This window comes from Ectopseudomonas alcaliphila, assembly GCF_900101755.1.
Classification (GTDB): domain Bacteria; phylum Pseudomonadota; class Gammaproteobacteria; order Pseudomonadales; family Pseudomonadaceae; genus Aquipseudomonas; species Aquipseudomonas alcaliphila.
In genome coordinates this window covers 175301-192371 of the sequence record NZ_FNAE01000001.1, presented here as the reverse complement: position 1 = coordinate 192371, position 17071 = coordinate 175301, and the positions used below count along the sequence as shown (strand labels likewise).

At 63.6% G+C, this 17071-nt stretch carries 16 protein-coding genes; 7 read left to right on the top strand and 9 right to left on the bottom strand.

Annotation, left to right across the window (positions count from 1 at the left end; genetic code table 11):
* The first annotated feature begins 110 nt into the window (after positions 1-110).
* Positions 111-2207, top strand: coding sequence for a FimV/HubP family polar landmark protein (locus BLR77_RS00905; protein WP_452124523.1), 2097 nt, complete (start codon positions 111-113; stop codon positions 2205-2207).
* Positions 2208-2260: 53 nt separating this feature from the next.
* Here the strand turns inward: BLR77_RS00905 and BLR77_RS00900 are convergent, their stop codons facing one another.
* Positions 2261-4447, bottom strand: a complete 2187-nt coding sequence (locus tag BLR77_RS00900) for a patatin-like phospholipase family protein (RefSeq protein WP_074675021.1) — start codon at positions 4445-4447, stop codon at positions 2261-2263.
* A 71-nt stretch (positions 4448-4518) separates the two neighbouring features.
* Here BLR77_RS00900 and BLR77_RS00895 point away from each other — a divergent pair, with 71 nt between their 5' ends.
* Positions 4519-4800, top strand: a complete 282-nt coding sequence (locus tag BLR77_RS00895; RefSeq protein WP_024308640.1) for an Rdx family protein — start codon at positions 4519-4521, stop codon at positions 4798-4800.
* 201 nt (positions 4801-5001) lie between these two features.
* Here BLR77_RS00895 and BLR77_RS00890 read toward each other — a convergent pair whose 3' ends face one another.
* From BLR77_RS00890 to BLR77_RS00880, 3 genes are all read right to left on the bottom strand, one after another.
* Positions 5002-5853, bottom strand: a complete 852-nt coding sequence (locus BLR77_RS00890) for a DMT family transporter (RefSeq protein WP_074675020.1) — start codon at positions 5851-5853, stop codon at positions 5002-5004.
* The gene (locus BLR77_RS00885) at positions 5850-6185 is read right to left on the bottom strand and encodes a tRNA-binding protein (RefSeq protein ID WP_074675019.1); all 336 of its coding nucleotides are present in this window, start codon (positions 6183-6185) and stop codon (positions 5850-5852) included. Before BLR77_RS00885 ends, BLR77_RS00890 begins: the two co-directional genes overlap by 4 nt.
* A 221-nt stretch (positions 6186-6406) precedes the next feature.
* The gene (locus tag BLR77_RS00880) at positions 6407-7153 is read right to left on the bottom strand and encodes a helix-turn-helix transcriptional regulator (protein WP_074675018.1); all 747 of its coding nucleotides are present in this window, start codon (positions 7151-7153) and stop codon (positions 6407-6409) included.
* 134 nt (positions 7154-7287) lie between these two features.
* On the opposite strand from BLR77_RS00880, the gene BLR77_RS00875 reads away from it, so the two are divergent.
* Complete coding sequence (locus tag BLR77_RS00875) at positions 7288-8100, top strand: UDP-2,3-diacylglucosamine diphosphatase (RefSeq protein ID WP_074675017.1); 813 nt, start codon at positions 7288-7290, stop codon at positions 8098-8100.
* Positions 8097-9137, top strand: a complete 1041-nt coding sequence (locus tag BLR77_RS00870) for a glycosyltransferase family 4 protein (protein ID WP_074675016.1) — start codon at positions 8097-8099, stop codon at positions 9135-9137. Before BLR77_RS00875 ends, BLR77_RS00870 begins: the two co-directional genes overlap by 4 nt.
* A gap of 96 nt (positions 9138-9233) precedes the next feature.
* Here the strand turns inward: BLR77_RS00870 and BLR77_RS00865 are convergent, their stop codons facing one another.
* The 3 genes from BLR77_RS00865 to BLR77_RS00855 form a co-directional block, all read right to left on the bottom strand.
* Positions 9234-10622 (bottom strand): adenylate/guanylate cyclase domain-containing protein, encoded by a 1389-nt coding sequence (locus BLR77_RS00865; protein ID WP_074675015.1) that lies wholly within the window; start codon positions 10620-10622, stop codon positions 9234-9236.
* A gap of 157 nt (positions 10623-10779) precedes the next feature.
* The gene (locus tag BLR77_RS00860) at positions 10780-11367 is read right to left on the bottom strand and encodes an HD domain-containing protein (RefSeq protein WP_074675014.1); all 588 of its coding nucleotides are present in this window, start codon (positions 11365-11367) and stop codon (positions 10780-10782) included.
* Positions 11368-11413: 46 nt separating this feature from the next.
* Complete coding sequence (locus tag BLR77_RS00855; RefSeq protein ID WP_074675013.1) at positions 11414-11731, bottom strand: Mpo1-like protein; 318 nt, start codon at positions 11729-11731, stop codon at positions 11414-11416.
* A 135-nt stretch (positions 11732-11866) separates the two neighbouring features.
* Here BLR77_RS00855 and BLR77_RS00850 point away from each other — a divergent pair, with 135 nt between their 5' ends.
* On the top strand, positions 11867-12880 hold the full coding sequence (locus BLR77_RS00850; RefSeq protein ID WP_074675012.1) for an AraC family transcriptional regulator: 1014 nt from the start codon (positions 11867-11869) through the stop codon (positions 12878-12880).
* Positions 12881-12894: 14 nt separating this feature from the next.
* Here BLR77_RS00850 and BLR77_RS00845 read toward each other — a convergent pair whose 3' ends face one another.
* Complete coding sequence (locus BLR77_RS00845; protein WP_074675011.1) at positions 12895-14349, bottom strand: TrkH family potassium uptake protein; 1455 nt, start codon at positions 14347-14349, stop codon at positions 12895-12897.
* A gap of 3 nt (positions 14350-14352) precedes the next feature.
* A complete protein-coding gene (locus tag BLR77_RS00840; protein ID WP_074675010.1) occupies positions 14353-15807 on the bottom strand; it encodes a TrkH family potassium uptake protein in 1455 nt (484 codons plus the stop codon).
* A gap of 150 nt (positions 15808-15957) precedes the next feature.
* On the opposite strand from BLR77_RS00840, the gene BLR77_RS00835 reads away from it, so the two are divergent.
* Positions 15958-16329: a YkgJ family cysteine cluster protein gene (locus BLR77_RS00835; protein WP_037002400.1), complete on the top strand. Its 372-nt coding sequence runs from the start codon at positions 15958-15960 to the stop codon at positions 16327-16329.
* A 172-nt stretch (positions 16330-16501) separates the two neighbouring features.
* Positions 16502-17062: a nitroreductase family protein gene (locus BLR77_RS00830; protein ID WP_074675009.1), complete on the top strand. Its 561-nt coding sequence runs from the start codon at positions 16502-16504 to the stop codon at positions 17060-17062.
* Positions 17063-17071 lie beyond the last annotated feature (9 nt).

Below are 17071 nucleotides of genomic sequence, written 5' to 3'. Positions count from 1 at the left end.
ACCTTGTCGCTCGTTCTCTGAACTATCAAGGGCGCCAGCCTCCCGGCCAAGGGAAGCTCAGACAGGAAGTCGAGGAGGTGGCGTTCGAGCCGGATAACCCTGGAGGTCACATGGCTCGGGTGCGTCAGTTGATGTTGGGTTTGGCGTCTGGGTCTGCTCTCTATTCGGGAATGGCTCCGGCGCTCGGTTTGGGTGAAATCACGCTGCATTCGGCGCTGAATCAGCCTTTCGAGGCCGAAATCGAGTTGCTCGAAGTGGGCGATCTCGGTGCGCAGGATCTGCGTGTCGGCCTGGCGCCTGCCGAGGTGTTCAGTCGTTCGGGGGTCGAACGTTTCTATTTTCTAAACGATCTGCGCTTCACGCCGCTTCTGCAGGGTTCACGTAGCGTGATCCGCGTGGTGTCGAACCGCCCGGTGCGCGAGCCGTACCTGAACTTCATCGTCGAATTGGCGCGCCCCAACGGCCAGCTGCTGCGTGAATACACCGTGCTGCTGGACCCTCCTGGCTCTTCGGCTTACACCGCCGTGTCTGCGCCGAGTGCTGCAGCCATTTCTCAGCCCTCTACTCGCGCCGCGGCACCGGTCTCGCCGGTCAGCACGGTCACGCCGCCGAGTGCATCTGCAGGGCACCGTCATCAGGTCAGCCGTGGCGACAGTCTCTGGTCCATCGCTGCGCGTCTGCGTGAGCAGGGCAGTACGTTGTCTCAGCAGGCGCTGATGGAGGGCATTCTTGCCCTCAACCCGAATGCCTTTGCCGGCGGCGATCCAAGTCGCCTGCAGGCTGGCGCCGACCTGCTGCTGCCAGATGCTGCTCGCGCGGGGGCTGCCCAGGCGAGCGCTGCTCCGGTTGTTGCCGAGGCCGCACCTGCGTTCGCAGAAAACACTGCCGAAGGGCCCGTGAGCGCGCCTCTGGCTGCCCTGGAGCCAGCGCCGCAACAAAGCGAAAGCCTGGAGCTGTTGGCCGAGAAACAGCGCCAGGTCGATCTGGAGCTGGCCAACCAGGCTGCGGAGAATCTGCAACTGCAGCAAGGGCTGGCGCAACTGCAATTGCAACTGCAGCAACTGCAGGAACAACTGGCGCAGAAGGACGCTCAGTTGGCTGAGCTGGCGGCGCGTACGCCGGCCGAGCCGGCGACTCAGCCCATTGCAGCAGCACCGGCCGGTGTCGAGGAGCCTGTGGTAGCAGAACGAGGCTGGTGGTCGACACTGCTGGCCGGTGGTATCGGGCTTCTGCTGTTGCTCGGTGCGCTGTTCTGGGCGCTGCGGCGGCGTGGCGAGAAAACCAAACCGGTGGTGCAGGTACAGCCAAAGGTACAGCCGCCTCAGCAACAGTCTCATCCACAACTCGCTGCGGTTGCGGCACCCGTTAGCGCAGCTCCTGTGGTCAAGGCGGTGCCGACTCCAGCCCCGGCGCGCGCGCCAGGGCCCGTCGACCCGCTCGAGGCCGCCAATGTCTATATCGCCTACGGCCGTCTCAGCGAGGCGCGCGGTGAACTGAACAAAGCCCTGGCGCAGGATCCGCAGCGTAGTGATCTACGCTTCCGCCTGTTGGAAGTTCTGGCACTGCTGGGCGATGGAGTGGGCTTCGCGCGCGAGGAGGAAGTGCTGCGTGCCGAAGCGTTCGACGCCGAGCGCATCGATGCGCTGAAGGCGCGTCATCCTGATCTGCGGGTGATTCAGCAGGCACCGATAGAGCCTGTCGCTGCCCTGCAACCTGTGGCAGAGCCTTCGACTGAACCTGATTTTCAGCTCAATCTCGACGACCTGTCGCTGGATGCCGACTGGGATCTGGTCAGCCCGTTCCCAGCCACTGCCAAGTCCAAACCCAAGGCTGCTGCAGTGCCGGAGTTCGATGCGTCGTTCGCCAGCAATCTGCAGGAGCTGCCGGAGGTGTTCGAGCTGCATCATGAAGACGAGCAGTTGAGCGCCTTTGGTGAGATGGAAATGGTGCTGAGCGATGAAGTGCCGGCGCTGGATGACAACTTCCTCGACGCTTTTGCCGGCGATGCCGATGCCACTGCAGCGCTACAGGGCGACATCGATCACCTGGCGGGCAACCCGGAGCACATGGCCCAGCTCAACCAGGCCCTGGCTTATATCAAGCAGGGCGATATCGCCACCGCCTGCGACATCCTCAACGAGGTGATCGACCACGGCGATGACGAGCAGAGGAAGGCCGCGCGCCAGTTGCTGGCGGAAATCGCCTGACCGACTCTGCTGCTGCACCTGACGAGGCCGCGCACATGCGCGGCCTCGTCGTTTCAGAAGCTCTTGCCCAGGTTCAGGTACAGCGCTTTTTCCCGTTCGTCGTTGAAGCCGTAACTGAAGTTTAGCGGACCCAGCGGCGTATCCAGACCGAGGAAGATGCTCGCTGCGTTGATGTAGCCGCTATCGAAGGCGTTGTCGTTGTTCCAGGCGCGGCCGCGTTCCAGCGACAGGCCCAGGTACAGTGGGAAGTTCAGCGGCAACATCGAGGTTTGCGTCATGCGCCGGTAGTAGATCATCCGCGCCAACGCCATGTTCTGGCCGCTCAGCGAGTCCTGGCGGAAGCCGGACAGCTCCTGGGCGCCACCGAGAATGAAACCTGAGGTGACCACTTCCGCTTCATCCAGCGTGCGTCCGTAGCGGCCACCGAACAGCCAGGTATTGGGTCCATGGCTGTAGGCCTTGTCCAGCTTCAGCTGCCATTGCCGATACTCCTCGTCCGAGCCCAGCCCGCGGTCATACTTGCGCAGCATCAGGCCGATGTCCTCACCGGTACGCGGGAAGTCGAGGTTGTCCAGGGTGTCGAAGGAGTACAGCAGCTCGTAATACCCCTCGCTGAAACTGAAGCTGGGCAGATCGCGCTCGCCGACGCGGACATCCGCTTCGCCCCAGGCCTGAGCGATGCCGAAACGAATCTCGCCGTTGTTGGCGATCTGCCGGCCGAGATTGAGGCCATAGCCGTAGCGCTCCAGGCGGTATTCGGCGATGGGGTCGTTGTCCAGGATCGCTTCGACGTTCTGCGCCTCGCCGAACAGGTAGGGCGCGACGAAGTAGCGTGAGCCGGCGTCCAGTGGCTGATAGAACTCGCTGTAGAGCTCCTGGCGGTCACCCAGCTGCAGGCGTGTCAGCCATTCGGCGCCGAGCTCGTTGATGCCGTTGATGCGGTAACTGGCGCCGATGTTGAAAGCGCTGTCGCCACGCATGTCGTCGGACAGATTGAGCCCCAGGCGCAGGTAATCGGTCCCGGTGCGTTTGCCACGGGCATCGATCACCAGGGCGCTGCCGCGCTCGTCCAGCGGCTCTACCCGGTACTGCACGCGCTCGAAGTAGTCGAGGCCGTAAAGGGTGCCCATGTCCTTCTGCAGACGATCCATGTCCAGCGGTTCGCCCAGTGGCTGGCGAATGTGCCGGCGAATCACCGCATCGCCGACTTTCGAGTCGTTTTCCACCTGGATCTCACGGATCACCGGTGTGCGCTGTTCGCGCGAGCGCGCCATGGCCAGTGCCGGGTTGCCGGCACTGCTGGTACGCAAACGGGCCAAGCGCTCGGCCTGAATCTGTGTGGCGCGATACCCGGCGTCCATCATCTGTTCGCCACGGTTGAAGTCGGCGACGCCGAAGCCGGCCAGAGGTGGCAGGATCAATACGTCGTCCGCCTCCAGCGTTTCGAGTTGAGCCTCGGAGTTCTTGCGCATCATCAGGTTGATCGACTGATTCATCACGTCGACCACGGTGAGCAGCTCCTTGGCCGGTTTCAGTGGCATGCCCAGGTCGACGACGATGACGTGATCGACGCCCATCTGCCGCGCAACGTCGATTGGCACGTTGTTGACCATGCCGCCGTCGACCAGCAGGCGGCCGTCCACTTCCACCGGGGCGAACACCGCCGGGATCGACATACTGGCGCGCATCACCTGCGGCAGGTGGCCGCTGCCCATGATCACCTGCTCACCCGTGACCACATCGGTGGCCACGGCGCGATAGGGGATCGGCAGATGATCGAAGTCGCGGGTGGCGCTGCGATGCACCAGCAGGCTTTCCAGCAGCAGCGCCAGGTTCTGGCCCTGGATCACGCCCAGCGGCAGGCCCAGGCTGCCATCGTCGCGGAAGCTGAGTTTCTGCTTGATCAGAAAATCGCGGTCGTCCTGCTTGCGGCGAAAGGGGATGTCCTCGCGCGGCGGTGAGTCGGACAGCGCCTGTTGCCAGTCCAGTTCCAGCGCCAGGCGCTCAAGCTCAGCCACCGAATAGCCGGAAGCGTAGAGCCCACCGACGATGGCGCCCATGCTGGTGCCGGCGATGGCATCGATGCGAATGCCTTGTTCTTCCAGCGCCTTGAGCACACCGATGTGCGCCAGGCCGCGGGCGGCGCCGCCCGACAGCACCAGGCCGACTCGCTCGGCGGCGATGGCCGGAAGGCTGGACAGGGCGAACAGGCAGAGCAGCGACAAGAGCAGGCGGCGCATGGTGGATTCCGGCAGGAGCAGAGACAAAGGCCGTTATTATAGGCATCAAGCCCCACAGTAGAGCCGCTGCCATGTCCGATCAGAAGCCTGAAATCGTCATCACCTATTGCACCCAGTGTCAGTGGCTGCTGCGCGCCGCGTGGCTGGCTCAGGAACTGCTCAGCACCTTTGCCGACGAGCTGGGGCGGGTCAGCCTGGAGCCGGGCACTGGCGGTGTGTTCCGCATCCTCTGCGATGGCCGGCAGATCTGGGAGCGCAAGGCCGATGGTGGTTTCCCCGAGGCCAAGGTGCTCAAGCAGCGGGTGCGCGATCTGATCGATCCAACCCGCGACCTGGGCCACAACGACCGCTAGAGCCTATTTATGATCTGCTGCGCGTCGGCGTTACTGCGTTAAAAACAAGCTGGAGCGCCAGCTCGGTCGAAATGCTCATGTACAAAAGTACAGTCGCCCGCGACTCCGACCGTTCCTCGCTTATTTTTTCGGGGCCGCCATCGGTGTTGTATCGCTCTAGCTCGCGAGATCCTAAACAGGCTCTTGGGCGACGTCTTCGTTTCAGCGCGCCATCCGCGCCGAAACGAAGATGGCGCTGACGATCAGCACGCCACCGGCCAGCATGCGCAGTGTCGGCTGCTCGCTGAACAGCCACCAGGCGAACAGAATCCCGTAGACCGGTTCCAGGGCGAAGATCACTGCCGTGGTGCGTGCCTTGAGCACACGCAGGCTGGCGACGAACAGGCTGTGCGCCAGGCCCGTGCAGAAAATCCCGAGCATGGCCAGCCACAACCAGTCCACCGCGCGCACGCTGGGCAGCAGCGGCCAGGCCAGCGGCAGGAAGCACAACAGGACGGTGATGTTCTGGTACAGCGCGGCCTTTACCGGGTCGAGGCCGCGCGTACTGGCACGATTGAGCAGCGACAGCAGGGCGAACAGAAAGCCCGACAGCACCGCCCACAGCAATCCGACTGTGGCTTCACTGTTGAGGCTGAACTGCGGCGTAACCAGGATCAGCCCCACGCAGACCACGCCGACCATGGCGAACTCGCTGGGGCGGGTGCGCTCGCGAAACAACAGGCCTTCGAGCAACACGGTGAAGGCCGGGAAGCTGGCGAAGCCGAGGGTGGCGATGGCCACGCCGGAGATTTTCACCGCTTCGAAGAAGGTGACCCAGTGGGTGCCCAGCAGCAGGCCGCCGAGTGCCAGCAGAACCATCTGCCGCAGGCTTGGACGAATCGCGTTGCGGCTGCGCCAGAGCACCGCAGCCAGGCTCAAGGCGAGTACGGCGAAGAAGGCGCGGCCGCCTGCAATCATGTTCGGCGTGGTCGCCGCCAGTTTGCCGAAAATGCCTGACAGGCCGAACAGCAGGGCACCCAGGTGAATCGCCAGCAGGGCGTTACGTTCCGTCATGCCAGGCGCGCACCGTTGGGCAGTGGCCTGTCGAAACCGGCCAGGACGACACGGTTGTCGTTGTCATAGACACCGGTGACCAGCACTTCCGAGCGCACCCCGGCGATGCGTTTGGGGGCGAAATTGCAGACGCACAGCACCTGGCGACCGACCAGATCGTCACAGACGTAATGCGCGGTGATCTGCGCGCTGGAGGTCCTGATGCCCAGTTCGCCGAGATCCACTTCCAGCACGAAAGCCGGCTTCACCGCTTTTTCATTGGGACGGGCGCTGCGAATGGTGCCGACGCGCAGCTCCACCTTCTCGAAATCCTGCCATTCGATGGTTTGCATGGGTACTCCTCGATGATGCGGCGCAGTCTAGGCGGCGCAGACGGTAGCTGTCTGTCGCGGGAGTGATGAGTTTTGTCGCCAGACTCTCGGCAGCGCGTAGGGTGCGCCGCGCGCACCGGGGCCAACCGATAGTTTTGCGCTGCGTACGGCGCACCCTGCGCTCCAGCTGTAGCCCGGATGAAATCCGGGGCGATTTCACGGTTGGGGCGCGAACACGGTCGCTAGCGCGTGCGGCGCAGCTGTCGCGGGGTCATGCCCAGGTGGCGTGATAGGGCGGCGGTAAAGGCGCTTTGCGAGTTGTAGCCGACACGGGCAGCGATTTCGCCGACGGCCAGGTCGCTGCCACGCAGCAGGTGTTCGGCCAGGTGCAGGCGCCGTTGGCGAATGTGTTCCATGGGCGTGCGCCCGGTCTCGGCGAGGAAGCGGGCGTGGAAGCGCGCCACCGACAGACCGGCCAGGCGCGCCAGATCCGCCACCTGCAGCGGATGCGCCGCGTGCTGCTCGATATAGCGATCCAGGGCAGCCATCGGCAAACCGGACGCTTCGGCTTGCTGGCGGCTGCAGGCCAGGCTGCCGAGCAGCAGCGCCGCGCCTTGGCTGGCGATGATCGGATCGTTGATCGGGCTGCAGGCCAGCCAGTTGAGCAACTGGCCCTGGGACGGATCGAGTTGCAGGGCGTTGGGTTTGTCCAGCAGGCGCTGGATGTCGCTCGCGTGTTGGCCGAGCTGGCGTTCCAGCCAGTCGTTGGCCGGCAGGTCCAGCACCAGGCACTGGCTGCCGCGTGGGCTGCCACAGGTATGGCGTGCTGCGGCCGGCACCACTGCCAGGTGGTGGCGCAGCACCTGGCTGCCCTGGCCGTCCACTTCGAATTGTAGCTCGCCAGCCAGGCCGAACACCAGCTGCGCATGGTCGTGGCTATGGCTGAGCACTTCGTGGCTGTAATGACGCAGGGACAGGATCGGGAGCATGGCGGTTTCCTCGGTAACCGCCGGAGTGTAACGCCTGAGCTGAGGCGATGCTGCGTCATGGAACGGTCTTTTTCCTGTCACAAGCCTTTCACCGCGACGCCTCAAGCTCGTCTAAACCCAGCCGGAGGCCGCCCATGACCAGCGCCCAGCTCGCCAAGCCCAGCCGCAAGCAACGTGTCCGTACCCTGTGGATCTCAGACGTGCACCTCGGCACACGCGACTGCCAGGCCGAACACCTGGCAGCCTTTCTCAAGCGCTATCACGCCGACCGCATCTATCTGGTGGGCGACATCATCGACGGCTGGAAACTGCGCGGCGGCATCTACTGGCCGCAGGCGCACACCAACGTGATCCGCCGCCTGCTGACCATGAGCAAGCGCGGTACCGAGGTGATCTACGTCACCGGCAACCATGACGAATTCCTGCGCCGCTATTCCAGTCTGCTGCTGGGCAACATCCAACTGGTCGACGAGGCGGTGCACGTCACGGCCGATGGCCGCCAGTTGCTGGTGATCCACGGCGATCAGTTCGACGTGATCACCCGTTACCATCGCTGGCTGGCGTTTCTCGGCGACTCCGCCTACGAGTTCACCCTGACCCTCAATCGCTGGCTCAATCACTGGCGCAGTCGTTGGGGATACGGGTACTGGTCGTTGTCGGCCTACCTCAAGCACAAGGTCAAGACGGCGGTGAACTTCATCAGCGATTTCGAGGAGGCCATCGCTCACGAGTGCGTCAAGCGCGGCCTGCAGGGCGTGGTCTGCGGCCATATTCACCATGCCGAGATTCGCCAGGTAAGTGGCGTGGAATACATGAACTGCGGCGACTGGGTGGAGTCCTGCACGGCGCTGATCGAGCACTGGGACGGGCAGATCGAACTCTATCGCCTGGCCGAGGCGCAACTGGCCAGCGAGGAGCCAGCCGTCGCCCTCGAGACCGGCGCATGAGGATACTGATCGTCTCGGACGCCTGGGCGCCTCAGGTCAATGGCGTGGTCACCAGCCTGGCAGCGTTGGTTGCTGAGCTGCGCGGGCTGGGTCATCAGGTCAAGCTGCTGTCGCCAGCCGATTTCCGCGCTATGCCCTGTCCGACCTACCCTGAGATTCCGCTGGTGTGGGATCTGTGGCGCGTCGGCGCGGCGATTCGCGCCTTTCGTCCGGACTGTGTGCATCTCGCGACCGAGGGGCCTTTGGGCTGGGCGGCGAGACGTTGGCTGGTCAAGCGTGGGCTGGCGTTCTCCACGGCGATCCATACGCGCTTCCCGGAGTACGTCAGCACGCGCTGGCCCTGGATTGCACCGCGCTTCGGTTATGCCTTTCTGCGCGCCTTCCATCGCCCGAGTCAGGCTGTGCTGGTGACGACCGAGCGACTGCGTGAGGAGTTCGTCAGCTGGGATCTGCGAAGGCTGAAACTGTGGCGCAAGGGCGTGGATACCCGGCTGTTTCGGCCGGACGAGGCGCGTTCACGCCCGGTGCGGCCGGTGTTTCTCTACGTCGGACGCATCGCCCCGGAAAAGAACCTGCAGGCCTTTCTCGATCTGGATCTACCGGGTGAGAAGCGTGTGGTCGGCGACGGCCCGCAGCGTGAGGCGTTGCAAGCGCAGTATCCGCAGGTGCGCTTCGTCGGTTATCGCCATGGCCAGGCGCTGGCCGAGGCCTACCAGGATGCGTCGGTGCTGGTCTTCCCCTCGCGTACCGATACCTATGGCCTGGTGATGCTGGAAGCGCTGGCTTGCGGCACGCCGGTGGCTGCGTTTCCCGTGGCCGGGCCGCTGGATGTGCTGCAACAGGGAATCAGTGGCGTGATGGCCGAGGATCTGCGCGCTGCTTGTCTGGCTGCGCTGGAGCTGGACCGGGGGCGTTGCGCGGAACTGGCGGCAGCGCAGTCCTGGCGCGCTTCGGCGCTGGAGTTTCTGGCGTTGCAGCCGCTGATCGATGGTGAGCCGGCGTTGCTGGATGAGGCGTTGCCGGATACTGCGTTGTAGGCCGTTTTTTCGCGGCTGAAGCCGCTCCTACGTTAATGCAAGCGCCGACCTAACTCATGTAGGAGCGGCTTCAGCCGCGATCCGCCGGGGGCAGGGTCAGAGAATGACCTTGTCACGCAGCTTTTCGGCGGCCTGGTTGAGCGCCTGGATCACCCGCTCCTTGTCGAAGTTCTGGATGCCGTTGGTGTCCAGGTACATGGAGAAGCCCGGCAGCTCATGCTCGACGTAGCTGGACGTGGCACCCAGGTCGCGGCGGAAGTCCACCACCTGGTAGATCTGCACCGGGCGGGTGAAGCCCTTGACGGCGATCTGGCCCTTGTCGCGGCACATGATCACGTCCTTGACCAGCGAATAGGTCTCGTGGGAGATCAGGATTTCGCCGGATTCGGCAGCGCTTTCCAGGCGGCTGGCAAGGTTCACGTCGCGGCCGATGATGGTGTAGTCCATGCGCGTGTCGGCGCCGAAGTTGCCCACCGTGCAGTAGCCGGTATTGAGGCCCATGCGGATTTCCAGCGGCTTGGTGATGCCCTGGGCGCGCCACTGCTGGCGCAACACCTTCATGTGCTTGCGCATGGCGATGGCCATGGAAACCGCCGCTACCGCATCCTTCTTGGCGCCGTTGCTGCTCGGGTCGCCGAAGAACACCATGACGCAGTCGCCGATGAACTTGTCGATGGTGCCGCCGTATTTCAGGGTGATCTTCGACATTTCGTTGAGGTAGGTGTTGAGCAGGTCGGTCAGCGCTTCGGCTTCCAGCTCTTCTGACAGTTCGGTGAAGCCCTTGATATCGGAGAAGAACACCGTGAGCTTCTTGCGCTGAGTCTCCAGGCGCACGCTCTTCTTGCCGGTGAAGATCGATTCCCAGACCTGTGGTGACAGGTACTTGGCCAGATTGCGCGCCAGGCGTGCGGCCTTTTCCTGCTCGCGCTTGATCTCGCTGCGCACCTGGGCCAGGCGCAGGCCCTGCTGGTTGACGAAATAGGCGGTGATGCAGATGTACAGGGTGGCGAAGAGGATGCTGACCAGCGCCACCAGCGTCGGCGTGTCGGTATTGGGATGAACTTCCACCAGCGCGGCGCACAGCGCCATGCCGCTGGCGGCCACCAGCAGCCCCAGGCCCAGATAGCGCATGCCACCGATCACCAGGGCACTGAAACAGAGAGTCAGCAGGAACATCAGGCTGGGTACGGCGGAGAAACCCAGCAGCACGCAGGATGCGCCGGCGTGCAGGGCATCGAAGAACAGCAGGGCGAGGTCGGTCTGTTGCGGATGGTCGCGCTTGAAGCGGCGGCTGAGGTTGTGCGCCAGATGAGGGTAGAGCAGGGCGTAGGGCACCATCCACAGAATGTCGTAGGCGAAGTGCCCGACATAGGTGCCGGCGGCGATGCTGGCGGCCGTGGCGATATAGGCCAGTACGCGCGAATAGTATTCGCGCAACGGCGGCGTCGGTAGCCCGTTGGCACGGCTGGTGATTGCTGGCTTCATCTGCTGGAACTGTCCCTGCTGGATTTCTGGCGTCTCTGCTGGACGCCTGGCTGGTCTGCAAGACCTGAGCCAGAGGCTCGCTGGGCGGGGATCATAACCAAGGGGTGGCGGCCAGCCAAGCATGGCCGCCGAACGGTGGCGTAACAGTGGCCAGCGGTCAGGCGCCGGTATTTTCCATAGCAGCCAGATAGATGGAGTTCTTCGGCCGGGCGAACACGCGCTGCAGCATGGGCTCGAAAAAGCTCAGTGGCAGGCTCTCATAGTCAGGGTCGAAGGCGGCCGCGTCGTACTTGGCGCAGAACTCGATGGTCGCCTGGTACTGGGGGTGATCCTTGAACTGCTCGCGCAGGTGACGATCCATGCCCAGATGATGGAAGAAGTAATAGCCCTGGAAGATGCCGTGTTTCTCCACCATCCAGTGGTTCTCGGCACTGACGAAGGGCTTGAGGATGGCTGCGGCGATGTCCGGGTGGTTGTAGCTGCCGAGGGTATCGCCGATGTCATGCAGCAGCGCGCAGATCACGTATTCCTCGTCGCGGCCGTCGTGATAGGCGCGGGTGGCGGTCTGCAGCGAGTGGGTCAGGCGGTCGACCGGAAAACCGCCGAAATCGCCGTCGAGCAGACGCAGGTGATCGAGGATGCGGGCAGGCAGCTGGGCGGCGTAGGCGGCGAAGTCCTGGGCGATGATGGCCCAGTCCTCGGCCTGGCCGTCTTGCATATGGGTAAAGCGGGCGCGGCTGTTCATGGTTTCTCGTTCTTGTTGTTCTGTAGGCGGGCGTGCATCCGTCTCGTCAGAAACGGATGCGGCCGGTAAAGGCATCCTTGAGCATCACCCAGTCGCCCATCAGGCTGTATAGCGGATACTGAAAGGTGGCCGGCCGATTCTTTTCGAAAATGAAGTGGCCGACCCAGGCGAAGCCATAGCCGGCCAGCGGCATGGCCAGCAGCCATAGCCATTGCTGTGTGAGCAGGGCATAGGCGAGGATCGCCAGCACCAGCAGGCTGCCTGCATAGTGCAGGCGGCGGCACACGGGGTTGCTGTGCTCCTGCAGGTAATAGGGGTAGAACTCGGCGAAGCTCTGGTAGCGTTCGGTAGTCTGGGCGGTCATGGCGCACCTCCTGTTATTGTCACCCACGAGTCTAGACCTGCTGTCTCCGTGGGCCACTGACTTAAGGTGCCAGTCTAGTATCCTTGCGCCGCCAACCCTGACCTTGCTGGCCTGATCGACCATAAGAACAAGACGATGAGCGAAAGAACCACATCATCCAACTGGGCCTTGGCCATCGTGCAGGCGCTGGAGCTGGGCGGCGTCGACTGCGTCGCTCTGTTCGCCGAGCTGGGCATGGATTACGCCGCGTTGAACGATCCGGATGCGCGCTTCCCTCAGGACGGCATGACCCGGCTGTGGCAGCGGGCCGTGGCGTTGTCGGGCAACCCTGCGATCGGCCTGAACATGGCGCAGGTGGTGCGTCCTGCGTCCTTCCATGTGGTGGGCTATGCGCTGATGTCCAGTCGCAATCTGCGCGACGGCTTCACCCGTCTGGTGCGCTATCAGCGCATCATCGGTGAAGGGGCGGACCTGAATTTCCTGCCACAGCCCGACGGCTACGCGCTGACGCTGGTCATTCATGGCGACCGCCTGCCGCCTGCCCGGCAGAGCGCCGAGGCGTCGCTGGCCTACTGTCTGGCGTTTTGCCGCTGGATGACCGGAAAGCCCATTCGCCCTCGTGAAATTCGCCTGCAAGGCCCGGCGCCTGCCGACCTGGTGCCCTACCAGCAGGTGTTTCAGGCGCCGCTGAAGTTCAATGCCGAGCACTATGGGTTGATCTTCGAGCGTGCCGATCTGGAGGCGCCATTGCCCAGTGCCAACGAGGCGCTGGCGCAGCTGCATGATCGTTTTGCCGGCGAATACCTGGCGCGTTTCTGCAGCAGTCGTGTCACCCATCAGGCGCGTCAGGTGCTGTGCCGCCTGTTGCCCCAAGGCGAGCCGCGTCGCGAGGTGGTGGCGCAAACGCTGCACCTGTCGCAGCGTACCCTGCAGCGGCGTCTGCAGGAGGAGGGCACCAGCTACCAGCAACTGCTCGACGACACCCGCCGTGAGCTGGCCGAGCAGTATCTTGGTCAGGTCGACCTGACGCTGCTGGAAGTCGCCTACCTGCTGGGGTTTGCCGATCCGAGCAACTTTTTCAGGGCGTTTCGCCGCTGGTTCGGTGAAACACCGGGCGAATACCGCAGTCGTCGTGGGCTTGTCGGCTGAGCTTCACGCCTCGCTCAATGGCGCCAGAAGGCCGGGAACAGCAACACCAGCACGGTGAGAATCTCCAGGCGCCCGAGCAGCATGCCAAAGCTCAGCAGCCACTTGGCCAGGTCGGGCAGGGTGGCGTAGTTGCCGGCCGGGCCGACCATCTCGCCCATACCCGGGCCAACGCCGGAGACCGTCGCTGCAGCGCCGGTCAGGGCGGTGATCCAGTCCACCCCGCACATCGCCACCGCCAGCGCCAGGGTGGCGATGGTGATGGTGTAGAAGAAGGCGAAAGCCAGTATCGAGCGAACGATGTCTTCATCCAGGCGGTGGCGGTTGTACTGCTGTTTGATCACCGCGCGGGGGTGAATGAGCTGCCTGAGGTTGGCCTTGAGCAGGATGTAGGCGACCTGTAAGCGGAAGATCTTCAGGCCGCCAGCGGTGGAGCCGGAGCAGCCCCCGACGAAGCCCAGGTAGAAGAACATCATGCTGGCGAACGGGCCCCACATGTGATAATCGCCGACGGCAAAGCCGGTGGTGGTCATGATCGAGGTGATATTCACGGCGACCAGACGCAGCGCATCGAGCCAGTAAAGGTCGCTGGTGAGCCATTTCCAGCTAGCCAGCACCACCCAGCTGCCCACCAGTAACAGCAGGAAACCGTGCACCTGAGCATCACGTAGCAGCGCGCGGTAGTTGCCGCGCAGGGCGCTGACGTAGAGCACGAAGGGCAGGCTGCCAAGCACCATGACCATGACCGCGACCCAGTGAATCGCCGGTGCCTGCCATTTACCCAGTGAAGAGTCCGAGGTGGAAAAGCCGCCGGTGGCGATGGCGGACATGGCGTGGTTGATCGAGTCGAACAGGCCCATGCCTGCCAGCCAGAAGGCCAGCACGGCTATGGCACTGAGGCCGACATAGGCCAGCACCATGTACTTGGCGACCATGTGCGAGCGCGGCATGACCTTTTCCGAGCGATCCGACGACTCGGTCTGGAACAGGCGCATGCCACCGATGCGCAGGATCGGCAGGATCGCCACGGCCATGCCGATAAAGCCGATGCCACCCAGCCAGTGCAGCAGCGAGCGCCAGATCAGCGTGCCGGGGGACATGTCGTCGAGGCCGCTGAATACCGTGGCGCCGGTAGCGGTGATGCCGGACATGCTCTCGAAGTAGGCGTCGGTGATACTGGCGCGCTCGGCGAAGAGGAATGGCAAGGCGGCGAAGATCGACACCATCACCCAGCTCGACACCGTCAGCATGTACATGTCGCGTGGGCGCAGTTTCGTTTGCTGGGGCCTGCCCTGAGCGATCATGGCAATACCGGTGAGTGCGGTGATCAGGCTGGACCAGAGAAAGGCATTGATGCCCTGCGGCTGTTCGAAGATCAGCAGGGTGATCACCGGCACCAGCATGCTCAGCGCCAGGGTGACGAGGAAGATGCCGTTGATGAAGGCGAGGATGCGCAGGCTGGACAGAGGCATTGGTCAGTGTTTCCAGAAGCTGCGGGTGACCAGCACCAGCACGGTCAGAATTTCCAGGCGGCCCAGCAGCATGCCGGCACTGAGCAGCCACTTGGCCGAGTCCGGCAGGCTGGCGAAGTTGCCGGCCGGGCCGATGATCGGGCCAAGACCCGGACCGACGTTGCACACGGCGGTCGCGGCGCCGGTCAGTGCGGTGACCCAGTCCAGGCCGACCAGGGTCAGGGCCAGGGCCAGCACACCGATGGTGATGGTGAAGAAGAAGGAGAAGGTGATCAGCGAGCGGACGATCTCTTCATCCAGATTGTGGTTGTTGTACTGCTGCTTGATCACCGCGCGCGGATGCACCAGTTGCATCAGGTTGGCCTTGAGCAGCACGTAGGCGACCTGGAAACGGAAGATCTTCAGGCCGCCCGATGTGGAGCCGGAACAGCCGCCGACGAAGGTCAGATAGAAGAACAGCAGCACGGCGAAACTGCCCCAGCTGCTGTAGTCACCGAGGGCGAAGCCGGTGGTGGTGACCACCGAGGTGACGTTCACCGCGACGATGCGAAGGGCGTCGAGCCAGGCGTGGTCCGAATTGATCCACAGCCAGGTGGCGAACACCAGCCAGGCCAGCAGCAGAAAACCGATAAAGCCGCGTACCTGGTGATCCTTGAACAGCGCCTGGCGATTGCCGCGGACGAAGGCGACATAGAGCATGAATGGCATACCACCGAGCAGCATCAGCACCACTGCCGTCCAATGCACGGCCGGTTGCTGCCAGTTGGCCAGGGACGAATCCGAGGTGGAATAGCCGCCAGTGGAGATCGAGGTCATCGCGTGGTTGATCGCGTCGAAAGGGGCCATGCCGGCGGCCCAGTAGGCCAGGAAGCCGAACCCGGTGAGGGCCAGATAGACCAGCAGCAGGTACTTGGCGGCCATGTGCGAGCGCGGCATGACCTTTTCGCCCCAATCCGAAGATTCGGTCTGGAACAGGCGCATGCCGCCGACGCGCAGCAGCGGCAGAATCGCCACGGCCATGCCGATGAAGCCGATGCCACCCAGCCATTGCAGCATCGAACGCCAGATCAGAATGCCGGGCGACATGTTGTCCAGCCCGGTCAGTACGGTCGAGCCGGTAGTGGTGATGCCTGACATGGTCTCGAAGACGGCATCGGTGTAACTGATGTGCGCGATCAGCATCATCGGCAGAGCGGCGAAACCGCAAACCAGGGTCCAGCTTCCGGTCGTCAGCAGGTACATGTCACGCGGGCGCAGTTGGGCGTTTTGCGGACGGCCGGGAATCACCAGCGCGAGCCCGGCGCCCAGGGTGATCAGGCTGGACCAGAGAAAGGCATTGAGATCTTCCGGCTGCTCGAAGATCAGCAGGGTCAGCATGGGGATGGCCATGCTGATCGCCAGGGTAATCAGGAATATGCCGATGATGAAACCGATGATGCGCAGCGTCGGCAAGGCCATGTAGAGGGCTCTGGCGTGTTGTAAAAGTGCGCCATTCTACCCGCGGACGGGCGGCTGTAAACCGTAACGGTTGGGGGCTTTACAAGCGCATTGCCGAGCATAGAATAGCCGCCAGTTGCCGACGTCCGTCGGTTTCCGAGTTCTCCTCAAATGTCCGAAGCCAATCCCTGCCTTACGTGCGGCGCCTGCTGCGCGTTTTTTCGTGTGTCCTTCTTCTGGGGCGAGTGCCAGTCCGCGGGCGGTAGCGTTCCGGACGAGCAGGTCATCCAGATCAGCCCCCACTACGTCGCCATGCGCGGCACCGAGAGCAAGCCGGCACGTTGCACGCAACTGCTGGGCGACGTCGGTTGTGGTGTGCGTTGCACCATGTACGAACAGCGTTCGAGCAGTTGCCGCGAGTTCGAAGCGTCATGGGCGAACGGTGAGCACAATCCGCGTTGTGACGATGCGCGCAAGGCTTACGGTCTGCCGCCGCTGACGCCGCCAGTACAACCGGTGATATCGCCTGACCGCGTAGCCTGACGGCGGCTGCAGGCTGGCGTGTAGCCCGGATGCAATCCGGGGCCAGCAAGCCCCGTGTTGCATCCGGGCCACGGTTTGACAGGCTTCTGACATCCGCTCCGTGCATTGGTCAGCTTGCAGCTAGCAGCTTGCAGCATTGAGAATGCGCCATCTTTGTTTTTGGAGGTGGCCGATGGAGGCTCTCGACGCTCTGCTCAACCGTGTTTCCGTTCCGCGCCTGGTCGAACCGGCTCCGGATGCGGGGCAGCGTGACCTGCTGTTTCGCGCAGCCTTGCGTGCGCCTGATCATGGCCAGCTACGTCCCTGGCGGTTTCTGACGGTCGAGGGGCAGGCGCGTGAGCGCATGGGTGAGCTGTTCGCCGAGGCCTTGCAGGTCGCCGATGCGCAGACTCCGCTGGAGGCGCTGAACAAGGTGCGTGGCATGCCACTGCGCGCACCGCTGCTGGTGGTGGTGATCGCGCGGGTTCAGGCTCATCCCAAGGTGCCCGCCTCCGAGCAGGTGATCGCTGCCGGCTGTGCTACTCACGGCATGCTGCTGGCCGCGCATGCTCAGGGTATCGGTGCCGTCTGGCGTACCGGCGACATGGCCTACAACGCCCATGTGGCCAAAGGTTTGGGCCTGGCGGCGGACGAGCAGATCATCGCCTACCTCTACCTTGGCACACCGGAGCGTGAGTTGCGGCGCGCCCCTGAGCTCAGCGTCGAGGATTTCGTCAGCGCCTGGGAGGGCTGATCGAGCGTC

Bases quoted from the DNA above. Each gene is read 5' to 3' on its own strand.
- BLR77_RS00905 (WP_452124523.1), top strand. From the start codon at position 111: ATGGCTCGGGTGCGTCAGTTGATGTTGGGTTTGGCGTCTGGGTCTGCT.
- BLR77_RS00900 (WP_074675021.1), bottom strand. From the start codon at position 4,447: ATGCGCCGCCTGCTCTTGTCGCTGCTCTGCCTGTTCGCCCTGTCCAGC.
- BLR77_RS00895 (WP_024308640.1), top strand. From the start codon at position 4,519: ATGTCCGATCAGAAGCCTGAAATCGTCATCACCTATTGCACCCAGTGT.
- BLR77_RS00890 (WP_074675020.1), bottom strand. From the start codon at position 5,853: ATGACGGAACGTAACGCCCTGCTGGCGATTCACCTGGGTGCCCTGCTG.
- BLR77_RS00885 (WP_074675019.1), bottom strand. From the start codon at position 6,185: ATGCAAACCATCGAATGGCAGGATTTCGAGAAGGTGGAGCTGCGCGTC.
- BLR77_RS00880 (WP_074675018.1), bottom strand. From the start codon at position 7,153: ATGCTCCCGATCCTGTCCCTGCGTCATTACAGCCACGAAGTGCTCAGC.
- BLR77_RS00875 (WP_074675017.1), top strand. From the start codon at position 7,288: ATGACCAGCGCCCAGCTCGCCAAGCCCAGCCGCAAGCAACGTGTCCGT.
- BLR77_RS00870 (WP_074675016.1), top strand. From the start codon at position 8,097: ATGAGGATACTGATCGTCTCGGACGCCTGGGCGCCTCAGGTCAATGGC.
- BLR77_RS00865 (WP_074675015.1), bottom strand. From the start codon at position 10,622: ATGAAGCCAGCAATCACCAGCCGTGCCAACGGGCTACCGACGCCGCCG.
- BLR77_RS00860 (WP_074675014.1), bottom strand. From the start codon at position 11,367: ATGAACAGCCGCGCCCGCTTTACCCATATGCAAGACGGCCAGGCCGAG.
- BLR77_RS00855 (WP_074675013.1), bottom strand. From the start codon at position 11,731: ATGACCGCCCAGACTACCGAACGCTACCAGAGCTTCGCCGAGTTCTAC.
- BLR77_RS00850 (WP_074675012.1), top strand. From the start codon at position 11,867: ATGAGCGAAAGAACCACATCATCCAACTGGGCCTTGGCCATCGTGCAG.
- BLR77_RS00845 (WP_074675011.1), bottom strand. From the start codon at position 14,349: ATGCCTCTGTCCAGCCTGCGCATCCTCGCCTTCATCAACGGCATCTTC.
- BLR77_RS00840 (WP_074675010.1), bottom strand. From the start codon at position 15,807: ATGGCCTTGCCGACGCTGCGCATCATCGGTTTCATCATCGGCATATTC.
- BLR77_RS00835 (WP_037002400.1), top strand. From the start codon at position 15,958: ATGTCCGAAGCCAATCCCTGCCTTACGTGCGGCGCCTGCTGCGCGTTT.
- BLR77_RS00830 (WP_074675009.1), top strand. From the start codon at position 16,502: ATGGAGGCTCTCGACGCTCTGCTCAACCGTGTTTCCGTTCCGCGCCTG.